This window comes from Thermocrinis albus DSM 14484 (genome assembly GCF_000025605.1).
Classification (GTDB): domain Bacteria; phylum Aquificota; class Aquificia; order Aquificales; family Aquificaceae; genus Thermocrinis; species Thermocrinis albus.
Window position 1 is genome coordinate 1205579 of sequence record NC_013894.1, and the last position, 16394, is coordinate 1221972.

The 16394-nt window shown below is 46.4% G+C and carries 17 protein-coding genes; 15 read left to right on the plus strand and 2 right to left on the minus strand.

The window, feature by feature from the left end; genetic code table 11:
* Positions 1-7: 7 nt before the first annotated feature.
* Both dapF and THAL_RS08200 read left to right on the plus strand, forming a co-directional pair.
* Entirely contained in the window at positions 8-844 is an 837-nt protein-coding gene (gene dapF / locus THAL_RS06550; protein ID WP_012992324.1) for a diaminopimelate epimerase, read from the plus strand.
* Positions 841-2220: a diguanylate cyclase gene (locus tag THAL_RS08200; protein ID WP_012992325.1), complete on the plus strand. Its 1380-nt coding sequence runs from the start codon at positions 841-843 to the stop codon at positions 2218-2220. The genes dapF and THAL_RS08200 overlap by 4 nt, the downstream gene beginning before the upstream one ends.
* On the opposite strand, the gene THAL_RS06560 is transcribed toward THAL_RS08200, so the two are convergent.
* Positions 2210-3580: an NAD(P)/FAD-dependent oxidoreductase gene (locus THAL_RS06560; RefSeq protein ID WP_012992326.1), complete on the minus strand. Its 1371-nt coding sequence runs from the start codon at positions 3578-3580 to the stop codon at positions 2210-2212. The two genes, THAL_RS08200 and THAL_RS06560, sit on opposite strands and share 11 nt — an antisense overlap.
* 30 nt (positions 3581-3610) lie before the next feature.
* On the opposite strand from THAL_RS06560, the gene THAL_RS06565 reads away from it, so the two are divergent.
* The 9 genes from THAL_RS06565 to THAL_RS06605 are packed head-to-tail and all read left to right on the plus strand — an operon-like array spanning position 3611 to position 9906.
* Positions 3611-4480: a F0F1 ATP synthase subunit gamma gene (locus tag THAL_RS06565; RefSeq protein WP_012992327.1), complete on the plus strand. Its 870-nt coding sequence runs from the start codon at positions 3611-3613 to the stop codon at positions 4478-4480.
* Between the two features lie 22 nt (positions 4481-4502).
* Positions 4503-5924 (plus strand): F0F1 ATP synthase subunit beta, encoded by a 1422-nt coding sequence (gene atpD / locus THAL_RS06570; protein WP_012992328.1) that lies wholly within the window; start codon positions 4503-4505, stop codon positions 5922-5924.
* Positions 5921-6688, plus strand: coding sequence for a ribonuclease PH (rph, locus tag THAL_RS06575; RefSeq protein ID WP_012992329.1), 768 nt, complete (start codon positions 5921-5923; stop codon positions 6686-6688). Before atpD ends, rph begins: the two co-directional genes overlap by 4 nt.
* Positions 6646-6978, plus strand: coding sequence for a DUF190 domain-containing protein (locus tag THAL_RS06580; protein WP_012992330.1), 333 nt, complete (start codon positions 6646-6648; stop codon positions 6976-6978). Before rph ends, THAL_RS06580 begins: the two co-directional genes overlap by 43 nt.
* Complete coding sequence (crcB, locus tag THAL_RS06585) at positions 6966-7340, plus strand: fluoride efflux transporter CrcB (protein ID WP_012992331.1); 375 nt, start codon at positions 6966-6968, stop codon at positions 7338-7340. The genes THAL_RS06580 and crcB overlap by 13 nt, the downstream gene beginning before the upstream one ends.
* Complete coding sequence (locus tag THAL_RS06590) at positions 7340-7657, plus strand: DUF190 domain-containing protein (RefSeq protein WP_012992332.1); 318 nt, start codon at positions 7340-7342, stop codon at positions 7655-7657. Before crcB ends, THAL_RS06590 begins: the two co-directional genes overlap by 1 nt.
* 51 nt (positions 7658-7708) lie before the next feature.
* A complete protein-coding gene (locus THAL_RS06595) occupies positions 7709-8143 on the plus strand; it encodes a hypothetical protein (protein ID WP_012992333.1) in 435 nt (144 codons plus the stop codon).
* Positions 8118-8798: a response regulator transcription factor gene (locus tag THAL_RS06600; protein ID WP_012992334.1), complete on the plus strand. Its 681-nt coding sequence runs from the start codon at positions 8118-8120 to the stop codon at positions 8796-8798. The genes THAL_RS06595 and THAL_RS06600 overlap by 26 nt, the downstream gene beginning before the upstream one ends.
* Positions 8779-9906: a sensor histidine kinase gene (locus THAL_RS06605; protein ID WP_012992335.1), complete on the plus strand. Its 1128-nt coding sequence runs from the start codon at positions 8779-8781 to the stop codon at positions 9904-9906. Before THAL_RS06600 ends, THAL_RS06605 begins: the two co-directional genes overlap by 20 nt.
* Here the strand turns inward: THAL_RS06605 and THAL_RS06610 are convergent.
* On the minus strand, positions 9870-10895 hold the full coding sequence (locus THAL_RS06610; RefSeq protein WP_012992336.1) for a hypothetical protein: 1026 nt from the start codon (positions 10893-10895) through the stop codon (positions 9870-9872). The two genes, THAL_RS06605 and THAL_RS06610, sit on opposite strands and share 37 nt — an antisense overlap.
* A gap of 96 nt (positions 10896-10991) precedes the next feature.
* Here THAL_RS06610 and THAL_RS06615 point away from each other — a divergent pair, with 96 nt between their 5' ends.
* The 4 genes from THAL_RS06615 to THAL_RS06630 are packed head-to-tail and all read left to right on the plus strand — an operon-like array spanning position 10992 to position 16390.
* Positions 10992-12134, plus strand: a complete 1143-nt coding sequence (locus tag THAL_RS06615) for a TolC family protein (protein ID WP_169301986.1) — start codon at positions 10992-10994, stop codon at positions 12132-12134.
* Positions 12131-13150, plus strand: coding sequence for an efflux RND transporter periplasmic adaptor subunit (locus tag THAL_RS06620; protein ID WP_012992338.1), 1020 nt, complete (start codon positions 12131-12133; stop codon positions 13148-13150). Before THAL_RS06615 ends, THAL_RS06620 begins: the two co-directional genes overlap by 4 nt.
* Positions 13147-16185 carry an efflux RND transporter permease subunit gene (locus THAL_RS06625; RefSeq protein WP_012992339.1) on the plus strand — a complete coding sequence of 1013 codons (3039 nt, stop codon included), beginning with the start codon at positions 13147-13149 and terminating at the stop codon, positions 16183-16185. Before THAL_RS06620 ends, THAL_RS06625 begins: the two co-directional genes overlap by 4 nt.
* Entirely contained in the window at positions 16172-16390 is a 219-nt protein-coding gene (locus THAL_RS06630) for a hypothetical protein (RefSeq protein WP_012992340.1), read from the plus strand. The genes THAL_RS06625 and THAL_RS06630 overlap by 14 nt, the downstream gene beginning before the upstream one ends.
* Positions 16391-16394: the final 4 nt, after the last annotated feature.

The following is a 16394-nucleotide window of genomic DNA, read 5'->3' on the forward strand; positions in this document are numbered from 1 at the left end:
TATTAGCATGAGATTTTCCAAACTTCACGCTTCGGGAAACGATTTTGTGGTATTGGATAACAGAGATGGTAAGGTGTATAGTTTCGTCAACGACCTTCGCTTAGATATGAAGGACTTTGTTGTCAAGGTATGTGCCTTTCACACCGGTGTAGGCGCAGATGGCCTTATCCTCATAGAGAGTCCTGATGATCCGAAAAATCACTTCAAATGGCAGTTCTTCAACTCCGACGGTTCTGTAGCGGAGATGTGTGGTAATGGTTCAAGGTGTGCGGTGCGTTTTGCTTACGAAAGGGGCATAGCCGGTCAAGAGGTGAGATTTGAGACCTTGGCGGGCATCATAAAGGCGGAGGTTTTGGAAAAGGGAAGGAGAGTGAAAGTTCTCCTCACAAAGCCTAAAGATTACAGAGATGTAACCCTTGATGTGAAGGGTACACGGCTGGAGGGGAGCTTTATCAACACAGGCGTTCCCCACTTTGTGGTGAGAGTGGAGGAGATAGATTCCTTAGATGTGGTGAGCTTAGGAAGAGCCGTAAGGTTCCATCCTGCCTTTGAACCTAAAGGGACCAACGTTAACTTTTTGCAAGTGGTGGGAGAAAACAAGATAAAGGTTAGAACCTACGAGAGGGGTGTGGAAGGTGAAACGCTGGCGTGCGGGACGGGAGCCACTGCCTGTGCTATCGTTTCTTATCTGAAAGGTTGGGTGAAAGGGTCACCGGTGGATGTTTTCACCAAAGGAGGGGATCTTCTACGCATTCACTTTCTACCTGATCTTCAAGAGGTTTATCTTGAGGGTCCTGTGGTGTGGGTTTTTGATGGAGAGTTAAGAGAAGAACTCTTTCTATGAGTCTAAAGAGAAAAGTTTTCGTTAGGGTTCTGGCCTCCTTCCTTTTGTCCTTTTTTCCTACTGTTATTATCCTTTACTGGAGCACCTCTAAGCTCATAGCAAGTGCATTGACGGAGGAAAGAGATAGAATTTACAGGATCATAGGAACCTTAGTGAAGGAAAAGGAAGGTACTTACTTACTTAAGCCTTCCACCAACTGTAGATCTTCCGAAAGGCATTTTCGTCTTGAACCCGATGGTTTGTACTGGGGAAGGGACGTAAGAACAGATGAGGGATGTTTCTTTCGGGGTGTGTTTCTTGAGAGGGTGTTGAGGCTTATGATACTTTTGGAAGACGTTCATTACATGATCCTCTATCAAAAAAGTTACGTACAGGAAAACTTTTCAGCTTCAGATTTAGATACTTTCATGAAAGGTAAACTTGTGCTGGATCAGTACGTGGTGGGAGGTTTTTCATCGCCTAACCTTTTGAAAATTCCCGTAAATCTGACAGGCTACCGGGTGTACGGTTCTCTCTTTGAGAAGTTTTTAGTGGTGGAGATTCCTCTTGTAGAGGCCTCCGGTTATCCTTTTGGTAAACTCCTCTTGGTTAAGGATGTTTCTACTCATTACATTAACTTTTACGGCCTTCTTGTATTTTTGGTGTCTTACTCGGGTGGTTTTACCTTCGTGGCCCTGTTACTTCTGTGGTCCTTTGTGGAAGGTGTGGTGAGGAGAATAGAGAATCTCAGGAACGTGGCCCTCTCTCTAAAGGATAAGGACTTTTCCGCTCTGGATACACTGAAGCCCTCCTCAGAGGGAGATGAGATAGAGGATTTAGGACAGGCTATAAAGGAGATGGCCCTTCACCTAAGGGAGGCTATAGAGGAGCTCCACAGCATGGCCTACCACGATTCTTTGACGGGTCTTCCCAACAGGAGGTTCTTTTTTGAACACGCCCAGATACTACTTGAGAACGCCAAAAGGTACAATCTGCCCCTGTCCCTCGTAATGCTGGACGTGGATAACTTTAAGAGCCTTAACGATACGTACGGACATCAGTTGGGTGATGCGGTACTCATCAATCTGGCCAATATACTGAAGAGTATGGTGCGACATTCTGATGTCCCTGCCAGATTGGGAGGTGAGGAGTTCGGTATACTTCTTCCCAACACACCACTGGAGGGAGCTGTCTCTCTTGCCCAGAGAATAAGGATAGCTTTTGAGGGCAGTGTGGTACTTCACAACGGTGTGGAGGTATACACAACTCTCAGCGCGGGTGTTGCCACCTACACCCCTGATGTGAAGAGTTTAGATGAACTCATAAGGAGAGCTGACGTTGCCCTCTACAGAGCCAAGAACATGGGAAAGAACCGTGTGGAGGTGTTTACTCCCTGATGAAGAGAGGAACCTCAAAGGCCGGAAGCCCCAGAGCCCGCAAAAAGCCCTTTCTTATAGCCTCTATCACCGCAGGTGTTACCTCTCTATATCTAAGTCTTATAAAGTGGTGGAAGAGAACGCCTGAAGCTTCAAGACCCATGCCCTTTATCTGAATCTCTCCCTTTAGAAATTTGTTGCGAGGGTTTATGGGTTTTTTAACGGGAAGTCCCACAAACTGATAACCACACACCTTTCCCTCTTTCAGAAACACTTTAACGAGATAATTCCCGTACTCAAAACTCAGAGAGCTTTCGGCATCCTCAAAGGTACCACCACTACCAGCTGTCACCAATCTTGTCTTCACAGCGTTGTAGTCTACAAGACCTGGGTTTTTCACCTTAAGACCCGCCATGTTGAAACCGGCCACCATCCCTCCCTGCACGGCAGGAGGGAAGAGAGCTATCCACCTGTGATTACCCCATGCGTCCAAACCGGAGCATATATCTCCCGCAGCAAACACATCGGGATCCGAGGTTTGCTGATACTGGTTGACCAAAATACCACCTACAACCCTTCCCCTCACTTCATCTATGTGGAGTTTTATATCGGTGTTTTCCACCAGGTAAGTTCTTGGCCTCACCCCCGTGGAAAGAATTACCATATCGGCAGGTATGAACTTTCTCCTGTCACTGCCCGCCTGCTGTATCTCCACAGCCTCAACCCATCCATCTTCACCATGTATGGCCACCACCTGATGATTTAGGTAAAACTTTATGCCAGCCTCCTCTTCCAGAACTTTCATGTACTTCTCAGCCATATACCTGTCCAGCATACGGGGTAGAACTCTATCAAAAACCTCCACCACACTGACCTCCACCCCCATGTGCCTGAGGGTCTCTGCATCCTCCACCCCTATAGGGCCAGCACCTATTATGACAGCCTTTCTGACTTTTCCCGAGAGGACCCATTCCCTGATACGCTTGGCATCGTCAAGGTTCTTAGCAGTGGTAACGCCCCCCAGCTCTTTTCCTGGGATAGGAGGTATAAAGGCCGACGCCCCCGCGGCCAGTAAACATTTGTCATAGCTTATCTCCTCTCCTCCCTTGAGGATAACCACTTTCCTTTTGTTGTCTATGCTTACCACCTGCTTTCCTCCCCTAAAGTCTACACGGTATTTCTCGTAAAAACCGTAACCTCCTTTGTAAAAGAGAGCCTCCTCCGATATGTCTCCCCTTATCACGTTCTCCATACAGTTGGGAGCATAGGCAGGATAAGGTTCGTCCGACAGAACTATTATGTCCGACTCAGTATCCACACTTCTGAAGGCCTCTATGGCAGATACGGCCGCAGGTCCGTTTCCCACTATAACCACTCTCATGAGGATACTATGATATAATAAAACTTCACTATGCCAAAGCTGTCTCCGAGGGAAATAAGGAGGAAGATACAGGGTATAAGGAACACGAGGAGAATCACCAACGCCATGAAGGTGGTCTCTGCGGCTAAACTGCGCAAAGCGCAGGAAGCTATCTACGCCTCCAGACCCTACTCGGAGAAACTTTACGAGATGATATCTCATCTCTTTACCCGTTCAGGTATATCGGATCACCCACTCCTTGAGGTTAGAGAGGAGAGAGTGGCGGATGTGGTGTTGGTAACAGCAGACAGAGGCCTAGCAGGTGCTTTTAACTCCAACGTCATAAGAACGGCCGAAGACCTTCTTTCGCGTAAGGTTTCAGAGGGGGTTAACGTTAACCTGATCCTCATAGGTAGGAAGGGTGCTCAGCACTTCTCCAAAAGGAACTATAACGTACTGAAGGCTTACGAGGAGGTTTTTCGTAAGGAGATCAACTTTGGTGTGGTCAAAGAGGTGGCTCAACTTCTGCAAGAGAGGTATGTCAGAAAACAGACAGATCGTGTTTATCTCATCAACAACGAGATGATAACGAGGGCCAGCTACAAACCTGTGGTGAGGACCTTTTTACCTTTTGAGGGTGCTCCAACTTCTGAAGACGACCTGAGTGTGTATGAGTTTGAGGTAGCTGAGGACGTTTTTCTCAACAAGTTGTTGGAACTTTACCTCAACTACCAAATTTACAGAGCTCTTCTTGAGTCCAACGCAGCGGAACACTTTGCCCGTATGGTAGCTATGGACAACGCTACCAGAAATGCCGACGAACTCATAAAAACGTGGACCCTTATCTTCAACAAGGCGAGACAAGAGTCCATAACTTACGAGCTTGTAGATATAGTTAACGCGGTGGAGGCTATGAAGTGAAGATAAAGAGGAGGTTTTGATTATGAAGGGAAGGATAGTGCAGGTTATAGGTGCCGTTGTGGACGTAGAGTTTGACAGTAAGGAGCTTCCTCCAGTAAGACACGGTCTTAAAACGCGTAGGCGTTTTGTGGATGACAGGGGTAACTGGACAGAGGACGACCTTTACTTTGAGGTAGCACAACACATAGGCGAGCATAGGGTCAGAAGTATAGCACTAGGACCTACTGACGGTTTGGTGAGAGGTCAAGAGGTGGAGTATCTGGGGGGTCCCATAAAGGTTCCCGTAGGAAGAGCCACGCTAGGAAGAATCTTTAACGTGGTAGGACAACCTATAGATGAGGCGGGACCTGTTAATGCGGAAGAGTACTGGCCTATCTTTAGAGATCCCCCTCCTCTGGAAGAGCAATCCACCAAAGTGGAGATTCTGGAGACAGGTATAAAGGTGATAGACCTTCTGGAGCCTTACGTAAAGGGTGGAAAGGTAGGTCTCTTCGGTGGTGCAGGGGTTGGTAAGACGGTTCTTATGCAAGAGCTTATCCATAACATAGCTAAGTTTCATAAAGGTTTTTCTGTGGTTATCGGTGTGGGTGAAAGGACGAGGGAAGGTAACGACCTTTGGAAAGAGATGAAGGAGTCTGGTGTTCTTCCTTACACCGTCATGGTGTACGGGCAGATGAACGAGCCTCCCGGTGTTAGGTTCAGGGTGGCTCAGACAGGTATAACCATGGCTGAGTACTTCAGAGATGTGGAAGGTCAGGACGTCCTTGTGTTCATAGACAACATATTTAGGTTCGTCCAGGCTGGATCTGAGGTGTCCACCCTTTTGGGAAGACTTCCTTCCGCTGTGGGATACCAGCCTACCCTCAACACCGACGTGGGAGAAGTTCAGGAGAGGATAACCTCCACTAAGAAGGGTTCTCTCACCTCTATACAGGCTGTCTATGTTCCTGCCGACGACATAACAGACCCAGCACCCTATTCGGTCTTTGCACACCTGGATGCTACTACTGTTCTATCCAGAAGACTGGCCGAGTTGGGAATATACCCAGCCATAGACCCCCTTGAGTCCACATCCAAGTATCTGGCACCCGAGTACGTGGGAGAAGAACACTACAACACCGCCATGGAGGTTAAGAGGATCCTCCAAAGATACAAAGAGCTGCAGGAGATAATAGCCATACTGGGAATGGAAGAGCTTTCGGAAGAGGACAAAGCTATCGTCAACAGAGCAAGGAGAATACAGAGGTTCCTTGCCCAACCTTTCCACGTAGCAGAGCAGTTCACAGGTATGCCCGGTAAGTATGTGCGACTGGAAGACACCATAAGGAGCTTTAAGGAAATCCTCACCGGTAAATACGACCATCTACCGGAACTTGCCTTCTACATGGTGGGTACCATAGAGGAAGTGGTAGAAAAGGCAAAGGCTATGGGAGCCAAGGTTTGAGGTCCGACGGAAGAAAACCCAACGAACTGCGAAAGATAAGGATAACGAGGGACTACCTGAAACATCCGGAAGGTTCCGTACTGGTAGAGTTTGGTGACACCAAGGTGGTGTGTACAGTTTCTGTTCAGGAAAGTGTCCCGCCCTTCCTCAAAGGAAAAGGGCAAGGTTGGATCACCGCCGAGTACTCCATGTTACCCCGTGCCACTCAGACCAGAAATATAAGAGAGTCTGTACAAGGAAGGGTAGGAGGAAGGACCCACGAGATCCAAAGGATGATAGGACGTGCCATGAGAACAGCCTTGGACCTCACCAAGGTAGGTGAGAGAACTTTTTGGATAGACTGTGACGTTCTGCAGGCGGATGGAGGAACGAGGACGGCTGCCATAACAGGTGCCTTTGTGGCCCTGGCGGATGCCGTTATAAAACTCTACACGGAGGGTGTTCTCACCACTACACCTATAAAGGACTTTGTAGCGGCCGTGAGTGTGGGTATAGTGGATGATCAGATCCTTCTGGACCTTAACTTTGAGGAAGACTCGCGGGCAAAGGTGGACATGAACGTGGTGGCTACAGGTTCAGGTATGATATCGGAGATACACGCTATGGGAGAGGAGCACACTTTCTCCCGTGAGGATATGGATAAGATGCTGAACTTGGCTCTGGCAGGCATACGTCAACTTGTGGAGTTACAAAGATCCTTCTTTGAAGTGAGAGGCGGCTTATGGCTGAGGAAGAACGTGCGGGAGGCCTCTCTGGAAGGGTAGAACGGCGCACCCTTGTGCGCATTTTTCTCCAAGAAGATGAGGGTTATCTGCTTATAAAGAGGTTAAGGGAAAAGGGCTTTGAGGGGGCTACTCTCCTCAAGGCGATTTTAGGCTATGGTACCACCGGTAAGTTTCACTATGAGGGCATAGAGGTACTTTCCTACGGCCTGCCTGCAGTGGTGGAAGTGGTGGAAAGGGAAGAGAGACTGAACGAGCTTATCCGTCTAGTGAAAGAGACTGTAAAGAGCGGTACCGTTACTTTGGAGGAAGTTCTGCTATGGGAATCGTGATAGCTGTGCTGGTGGGAGGTGCTGTGGGCTCCCTCATGCGCTATGTTGTGGCAAAAACTTTTCAGGAATGGGCGGGTATAGAGTTTCCTGTAGGAACATTGGTGGTGAATCTTGTAGGATCCTTCCTTATAGGGCTCTTCTACAGTTGGCTGGTGGAAGGCCTTGCCGTTCCACCTCAGGTGAGGGCTCTTCTCATAACGGGTTTTCTGGGTGGTCTTACTACCTTTTCTACCTTCTCCTACGAATCTTTTTACATGCTCATGAACGGTGAGCTAGGTAAGGGGATAATGTACCTTTTGGTCACCAACGGTTTAGGTCTTCTGATGGTGTGGGCAGGATACACCTTGGGTAGGGTGGTGTGATGTATCAGGAAGCAGTCCTCCTGAGGATCTTTTTGGGAGAGAACGACACTTACCGAGGAAAGCCTCTCTACAGATATATTGTAGAGTTCTGCAAGGAAAAAGGCGTGGCGGGCGCTACGGTTTTTAAAGGAGTTTTAGGTTACGGTAGATCCTCCGTCCTCCACGGAAGTAGTATACTACGCCTGTCTTCTGATCTACCCATTGTGGTAGAGATAATAGACTCAGAAGAGAAGATAGTACAGGTTCTACCCCATATAAAGGGGATGCTGAAAGGAGGCATTATAACCCTTGAGAAGGTAAAGGTCATAGTTCTATAAGTTTGGCACTTCTTTATGTAAACTTTATAAACAGCCTTTAGCATTAAACTTGTGCAGGTTAAGGATGCACGGGACTTTAACGTATTTTATGTAATTAAGAATATTGAGAGGAAAAGCTGGAAGACGCAAAGCGAACTCCGTTTTGAGGATTTCAAAACGGAAAACAAAAGGGGTTTTCTGTTTCTCCAAGATACGGGAGAGGTAGTAGGATACGTCGTTTACTCTTACAGAAAAAGGAGAATTTATGTAGAAGACTTGGTGATACTGAATCCTCTCTTTTTACCACGCGTGATGAGGATGTTGGATAAGTTCTTTGCACCAGCCGACATAGTGGCCCTCGTGGAGGAAAACTTTGTGTGGTTCTTCTCCGACAGAATACTGAGACACGGTTCTTACCGTCTGCAGATCGCCAGAAAGTTCCGCATTTTGGGGAATAACTTTACATACATACGGCTCTGCCATGAAGATTCTTCTCGTAGAAGATGATCTAGACATGGTCTTATCTTTGGAGAAACTCTTTGGTATTAAAGGATGGAGCACAAAGGTGGCCCGTAATCTTTACCAGGCAAAGGAGATACTTTCTTCTTTCGAGATCTTCGATGTATGCGTGTTGGATTTACAGTTAGGGCGTGACAGAGGGGAGGAGCTACTGCCTATTCTAAGGGAAAAGGGTGTTCCTACTTTGATACTCACTGTGGAGGACGATGTTAGAACAAAAGTGGAATGTTTAGAAAAAGGTGCAGAGGATTATCTGGTAAAACCCTTTGAACCTGAGGAACTCATAGCACGAATAGGTGTTTTGGTAAGAAGGTTAAAGAGATCTTCTCCCTCTCTCACCCTATCTTTTGGTGACCTTAAGGTGGACATGAAGAGTATGGAGTTAACGGTGAAAGGTCAAAAGGTAAGGCTACCACGGAAACAGCTCCTCATTCTGATAAAGCTTATGGAAAATGCAGAAAAACCAGTCACTTATCAGTCTCTTATGTCTTACGCTTGGGATATTACCGAGGCACCAGATATGTTCAGCCTCAGGACCCACGTTCATAATATAAGGAAGATACTGAAAGAGGTAGGTTTGGATATAGTAAGTTACAGAGGTATTGGTTATATGCTTGTAAAAGATGACAGGCACAAGAAGTAGACTCATCCTCTTTTTATACAACTATCTTAAGTTTTTCACCCCCGTTCTTCTGTTGGCTGTAACCAGCGTATCCCTCATGTATATGCTGTTGAAGGATGCAGAAGAGGACAACCTAATCAATTTGGCACGAGACATAAAGGCCCTTGTGGAAAGTGATCCTGACATACTCCATAATGTTTTTTTAACATCAAAGTACAAAATTTTTGTAACTGATTATAAGGGAAACCTACTTTATTCCTCAGATAAAAAGATAGATTATGTGGAAAAGCACTTTCAGGAAGTAATAAGAAATGTAGGTAATGTAGTCTATATGGACAACATGGTGATGGTGGCCTTACCGGTGGATTCGGAAAAGATAAACGGATATGTGATAGTGGTGAACAATCTTTCTACTCTCAGAAACAAAATGTACTTAACCCTCGCATCTTTGGGCAGCAGTGCCATCATCGTAAGTGTTGTGATAAGTTTACTTTCCTACTGGGAGATGAGAAAGAGGGAAAAAATCTATCAGGAAAACGCTCAAAAACTTAGAAATATGGCTCTGTATCTTGCCCACGAGGTCAAAACACCTCTGAGTGTTGTGTTGGCTCGTGTATATTCCTCAGACTGCTTTGACGAAGAGGGTAAGAAGTCTATAAGTAGAGCTATAAGGAGATTGGTAAAACTCAACAAAAACCTTAAGGTACTGGCAGAAGGATCCTTTATAAAACCTACCTTTACCTTCGTAGATCTAAAGGGAGTGGTAGAAGAGATAGCTCATCAATACCAAAGTATTTTTTCCGATAAAGTGCTACACCTTAGACTGGACAATGTCAGTATAGTGAGTGACTACGAACTCATTTACACCCTTATACTCAACTTGGTGGATAACGCCTTCAAACACTCGCCTGAAGGTTCCTCTGTAGAGGTATCTCTGGAAGACAGGGAACAAGACGTTCGCCTGGAGATCCTTAACCAGAAACGGGAAGATGCCTACACAGACGAAAGCTCTTACCGTATAGGAAGAAAGATAGTGGAAGAGATAGTGAACTTGCTGAAGTTAGGTATGGAAGTACGGGAGGATTCCACCCATTACCGAGTGGTTCTGACTTTTGCCAAAAAGGTGTAAAGGGGCTGTAAAAGGGCCAAGGACATGAGAAGTACAGAGTACCTGTGATCTGCTGTCAGGCTGTAAAGAGTTGAGTATACGAAACCACCCACCGTGTAAGAAGAAGCAAACATGAAGAAGAAAAGTTCCGAGAAATTGTTGGGATAGCTACGAATAAGGTAGGTTCTGAAAAGGACCCAGTATAAGGCAACACCTACACCTGCCAAAGATCCCAAAAGATAAGGACCTACCACCCTGCTGAAAAAGGCTATGCCAAGGACCAAAAGAAAGGCGGATGTAAGTAAACCTCCCACCTCGGGTTTCAGAAAGTCCAGCAGATAACCCAGTATTAAGGAGGATACACACGCCGAAAGAAGAGCCAGAGCCATCACGTAACGGATGTTATCCTCTGATACATTGAAAGAGTCCTTAAGTATACGGTAAGAGAAGAAAGTAAACACTTCTACCAACTCTCCCATGATCATAAAGGCGAGAATCTCCGCACGTCCCATTGGAGGAAACAGCCGGAAACGGAGGTCCACGGGCCTTCTTGCTATGGGAAACAGGAGGAGGAGATGTAGCATGTATAAGCCGCCTGTAAGAAGAAACACCCTTTGACTAAAGTTCATAAGGACAAGTCCTGCACCTACAAAGCCAAAGGCATAAGACAAACCTGCCACAAAACTGTAGCGCTCAAAGAGGGATATGACAACGTCGTACCACAGCATGAGGGGGATGTGAAGCACGTAGAGAAGAGCTATCAGATACCAGTGATGAAGGATGAGAAGCAGACCCACTACGAGAGCTGTCAACGGTAAGAGTAAGACGGGCCTCCTAGAGAGAAAGGGCGTTGTGATGAGACCTAGCAAATTCAGCCACGTGAGAAGTAAACCGTACTGGATGGTGCTAGTGTGTTGGTAAGATTCTCCGGGAAGAATGTAGTAAAAGAGGTAAGAGGTAAATAGAGTATCTGTGAATTCAAAGGCTACGTACAGAAGAAGGTAAAGCACTTTATGAAATTTTAATACTGACCGCGTAGAATACTAGCCATGTTGTTGATGTTTCTCCTATTGGTTTCGACAGCTTGGTGTTGGGAGATCTCTTTTATGGAGGGGTTCAGCATCTTAAGGAAGAGAAATCACGATGTACAGATAAGTCTTCTGGAGGTAGAGAAAGCAAAAGGCTCTCTGTTACAGGCAAAACTGCTTCCTAACCCAACGCTGAGCGTCAGTTACACAGGTACAGAGATTTCTGGGGGAAGGATCAGAGATAACTCCAACACCCTCTTCTCGGTGAGGTTAGATCAACAGATAGAACTGGGGGGAAAACGTCACTACAGAGTTTTAGCGGAGGACATGGGAGTAAAGGCTCAGCAGTACGCAAGTTTACAAACCCTTAGGGATGCTTATCTAAACTATGTGCAAGCTTTCTTTAAGACACTGTCCGACCGGGAGTACCTTCTCTACCTTCGTGAAGATCTTGGTAGTTACGACAAGATTCTCTCTTTACAGGAGGAAAAGTGGAATAAGGGTGTTATAAGTCTTATAGATCTTATGAAGCTTAAGGCCTATAGAGTAGATCTTCAAAATGCTATCCTTCAGGCAGAGGCTAACTATAAGTCCGACCTCTATCAACTGTCTTTTCTCCTCAACATGGATAATATAGAACCCCTCAAAGAGAACATGGGGGAACCCGAGGCCTCTTTAGAGGAACTCCTTAAGAGGGCTGTTGCGCAGGACCCACAGATACGTCAGCTGGAGAGCCTTGCACGCTCATGGGATTACAGAATAAAACTCCTTCAAGCTTACAGAATTCCTGATATTGACGTAGGTGTGGAGTACGATTCTTTCGGTGTTAAGTACAGACCTGGTTTAGGTGTAGGTGTGGCCATAACCCTCCCCATATTTGACAGGAGACAGGGTGATCTCCTATCTGCTTTCAGCACAAGGCAGCAGATCTTACTTCAGCTGGAAAAAGCCAAAAGGCAGGTAGAGACTCAGGTGAGGCAAGCTTACCTGCAGTACTTTGCCAGCAGGCAGTCTTACCTTAACATGAAGAACCTAAAAGGACAGATGGACGAACTTTTGGAAAGAACCAAGAGGGCCTATCTTCTTGGTGGTCTCAGTGTGTTGGACTTTTTGGACACACTGCGCACTTACAGAGCTTTCATGTACAACTTCCTTTCCAGCTACTATGGATACCTTCAGGCCTATTACTCCCTCTTGGTGACAGCGTGGGCGCTACCATGAAAAGAGGAAAGTTGGGTCTTCTATCCCTCTTCTTTCTCTTGATGGGTTGCCAAAAATCTAAGCCTGTTACTGAAAGTAAAGGGCTGACACCCCGGATCCAAGTGGTGGAGGAGATGCGTGTACCGGACACACTGGATGTTGTAGCACTGGTACAACCCGATAAGGAAGGTACAGTCCAGATAAGTGCAAAGGTTCAGGGGATTCTCCAAGACATAAAGGTGAAGGTAGGTGATCAGGTAAGGAAAGGTCAGATACTAGCCACTCTTAAGAGTCCTGATATGGCAGATCTCTACTGGCAGATGGCGGCTCTGAGGACACAGGTGGAACACGCATGGCGCCTCTACCAAGTAAAAAAGGAGCTCTACGAAGCTGGAGCGGTACCAAAACTGGAACTTATGGAGGCAGAACAAAATTACAAAGTACTAAAAGCGCAACTTTCCGGATTGGAAAAGAAACTGAGTTATTACGGAGGAGGATCAGGGAGCTCCATCATAACGGCCCCCGTTGATGGTGTTGTTTATGAGATAAAGGCACAACCCGGTGAGATGGTATCACCCGATAGGGTGATACTGAGTGTAGCGGATCCTAACCGTATTCTGCTGGCTCTTCAGATACCTCAAGACAGAGACGTATCTTTACAAAAGGGACAGAGGGTAAAACTGATACTTGCTGGAAGATCTTTGGAAGGTGTGGTGCAGTATGTGGGTAATGTGGTGAATCCTGACACCAAATCCTACAGTGTTTATGTAAAACCTCTATGTTCTGATTGCGCTTTTAGAATAAATCAACTCCTCAGTGTGAAAATACAGACAGGAGAAAGGTCCTTGTTGGTTATCCCCTCTGATGCTCTCCTTTACAAGGATGGAAAGTTTTATGTTCTTGCATGGCAGAAGAATCAGATCACACCTGTGCAGGTAAGATTTGTTTCCTCCCTTTCCAACAACAGAGTGGCTGTAGAAGGTCTTCCTGCAGGTAGTGAGGTGATACGCGAGGCCATAAACTGGGAGAAACCATGATGGTAAGGTGGATCCTCTTCGTATGGGACAACGCCCGTACTGTCTTGATCCTTTGGGTGATAGTGGTGTTAGGTGCTTTGCTAGCTCTCAAAAGTCTCAACGTGGAAGCATTTCCGGATCCTTCACCCCCCATAGTGGAAGTAGTGGCCATATATCCCGGCAGATCGGCGGAGGAGGTAGAAAAACTGATCACTCTCCCCTTGGAAATAGCTTTCTCGGGTATGCGCGGGCTTGAGAGAATAAACTCCATCTCCCTTTACAGCCTATGTGATATAAAACTGAAGTTCTCTTACGATATACCCTACCGAGAGGCAAGACAGGAGGTTATAAACCGTCTTTCCACCGTGTCCTTACCCGATAACGTGCAGCCTCAGATAATTCCCAACCCACTGGGAGAGGTGATGCGGTACGTAGTGGAGGGTCCTGCCGATCTCATGACTTTACGAACCATACAGGACTGGGTGGTGGCACGTTATATAAAGACAGCTTACGGAGTGGAAGATGTAGCCAGTTACGGAGGTTTTATAAAAGCTTATGTGGTGGATCTCATACCGGAGAAAATGCTGGCATACGGTGTTTCCTTTCAGGATGTGGTTAACGCTCTTTCTAGATCCAACAGCAGTGCCGGTGGAGTACCTACGCAGATAGGAAAACAACAGTTGGTGGTGTTAGGATCCGGTCTTATAAAAAGCCTCGATGACATAAAAAAGGTGGTTGTTGGTTTGAAGGGTAATGTTCCCATCACACTGGATCAGGTTGCTTATGTACGAGTTGGTAACTTGCCCAGAACCGGCATAGTGGGTCTTAACAGAAAGGACGATGTGGTTATGGGGGTCGTGATTCTACGCAAGGATGCCAAAAGTATACCTGCCATAAGATCCATAAGAGAAAAGATAGAGCAGCTCAACAAGTACATACTGCCCTCAGGTTTTCGGGTAATTCCCTTCTACGAGAGAGGTAAGTTGGTGGACGAGGTTATCCACAAGGTAACATGGATAGCGCTGGAAGGTATTCTGCTAGTGTTTGTGACCACTCTCCTCCTTTTGGGAAGCTGGGTCTCTGCTTTAGCAGTGGCCCTTACTGTGCCTATATCTCTGGTGGTGGCTTTAGGTGTTCTGTCACTCCAAGGAGAGTCGGTAAACTTCCTTTCCATAGCGGCTATAGATTTCGGCATCATAGCAGATATTCCCATACTGTTCATGGAGAACTACCTAAGAATAAGAGGTTCGAAACCGGCAGGTTTGTCTGCGCTTACCAAATCCACCGTTGAGGTTGGTCCTCTCCTCATACTTTCTCTTCTTTTCATACTTATAGCTTTCATTCCTGTCTTTCTTATGAGTGGTGCAGAAAGACAGATCTTCTTTCCTATGGTAAAAACCTACCTCCTTGCCATAGGTACGTGTCTTATTCTTACCTTCACTTTTCTCATAGCTGTTCTGCGCTTTTTTGCCAAAAAGGACTCCTTAAAGTCACCCTTCTTCTGGATTTATCTGGAAAATTTGTACGAAAAAGTTCTCAGAAAGCTCCTTTCTACAAAGCATACCTTGTGGTTAGTCATGATAGGCCTCCTGGCTATTCTCACAGTGGTGTTGATGATGCGCACAGGCTTTGAGTTTATACCCACAATGGACGAAGGTAACATCTACATGCGCGTCATATTCCCATATTCTATATCCTTAGAGCAGACTTACGAAAACGCGAAACGCATAAGGGACCTTCTCCTCACCGTGCCGGAGATAAAAACCGTGGAGTTTCAGGTGGGAAGACCCGAGGATGGCACCGATCCTACAGGACCTTTTAACTCTGAGTACTTTATAGATCTTAAACCTTACTCTCAGTGGAGGGATGGCCTAAACAAAAAGGACCTGGAAGAGGAGATAAGACAGAAGGTGGCATCCCTCTTCCCCTACGCAGATATTAGCGTGTCCCAGTACATACAGGATAACTTGGCAGAGGCTATGTCCGGTGTTAAGGGAGAAAACTCCCTGAAGATCTTTGGCGACGATCTCTATACCTTAGATAAGTTAGCTATGCAGGCCAAAAGTCTCCTTCAAAAGGTGGATGGGCTAGAAGAAGTAGGTGTGTTCAGAGAACTGGGACAGCCCTATCTCAGGATAGAGGTGGACCGTCAGCGGGCGTCCTCTTATGGAATAAACGCTCAGGACGTTACAGATCTGGTGGCCGCGGCGTTAGGGGGTAAGGAGGTGACCCAAGTGATGGAGGGAGACAAACGATTCTCTCTTCTTGTATCCTTACCGGAAGAGTACAGAAACAACATAGAGAAGATAAAAAACATCCCTCTGTTTACTCCGTCGGGTTATTCTGTGCCTCTCTCCAGCGTTGCAGATATAAAACTGACCGAAGGACCCTCCTTCATCTACAGGGAGAACTACAAAAGGTACATCCCTATAAAGTTTGATATATCTTCTAAGGACAAGGTGGGTACTGTCAGAAAGGCTCAGGAGCTCCTCAGCAAATATCTGCACCTACCGGAAGGTTACCGTCTGGAGTGGTCCGGTCAGTGGGAGGAGTTTGTTAAATTTGTTAAAAGACTTTCTCTCTCCGGTAGCGTAGCCCTCTTTTTATTACTCCTTCTGCTATTCTCTTACCTTCGATCCATAAAGAACGCTCTTTTGGTGATGGTGGGTGTACTTATGGCGGCTTTTGGTTCTGTACTCAGTCTTTACGTGGCAGGTATAACGGTGAACGTATCTGCCATGGTGGGTTTTGTGTCCATCTTGGGTATAACTTTACTTAATATATCCATAATGATGAATCACTATCACCAACTTTTGAAGTTGGGGATGGAAAAGGAGGAGGCTTGTATCACAACGGCAAAGGAAAAGTTGCGCAGTGTTGTACTGAGTGGATTTGTAGCTTCTGCAGGACTTCTGCCTTCAGCTCTGTCTCATGGAGTAGGCACCCAGATACAGAAACCTCTGGCTGTGGTGGTGGTGGGTGGAATGCTGGTAACCACCTTCCTTACTCTCACTTTAGTGCCACCTCTCCTGAAGCTTAGCGATGCGCAGGGTTAAGTGGGTGTTATTTCTACTTCTTCTGAGTGTGGAAGGAGAGGAGATGCTACCCCAGATAATGTCTCCTGATATAAGTTTCAGTTACTCACTGGACGATAGGGTCAGTGTGAATCTCGGTGTAAGAACTTCCACCTATATGGAGGATCTCCTCAACAAGCATAGGCAAACAAGCACTTACTCGGTGTGGTTTACCGTCAATTTTTGACCCA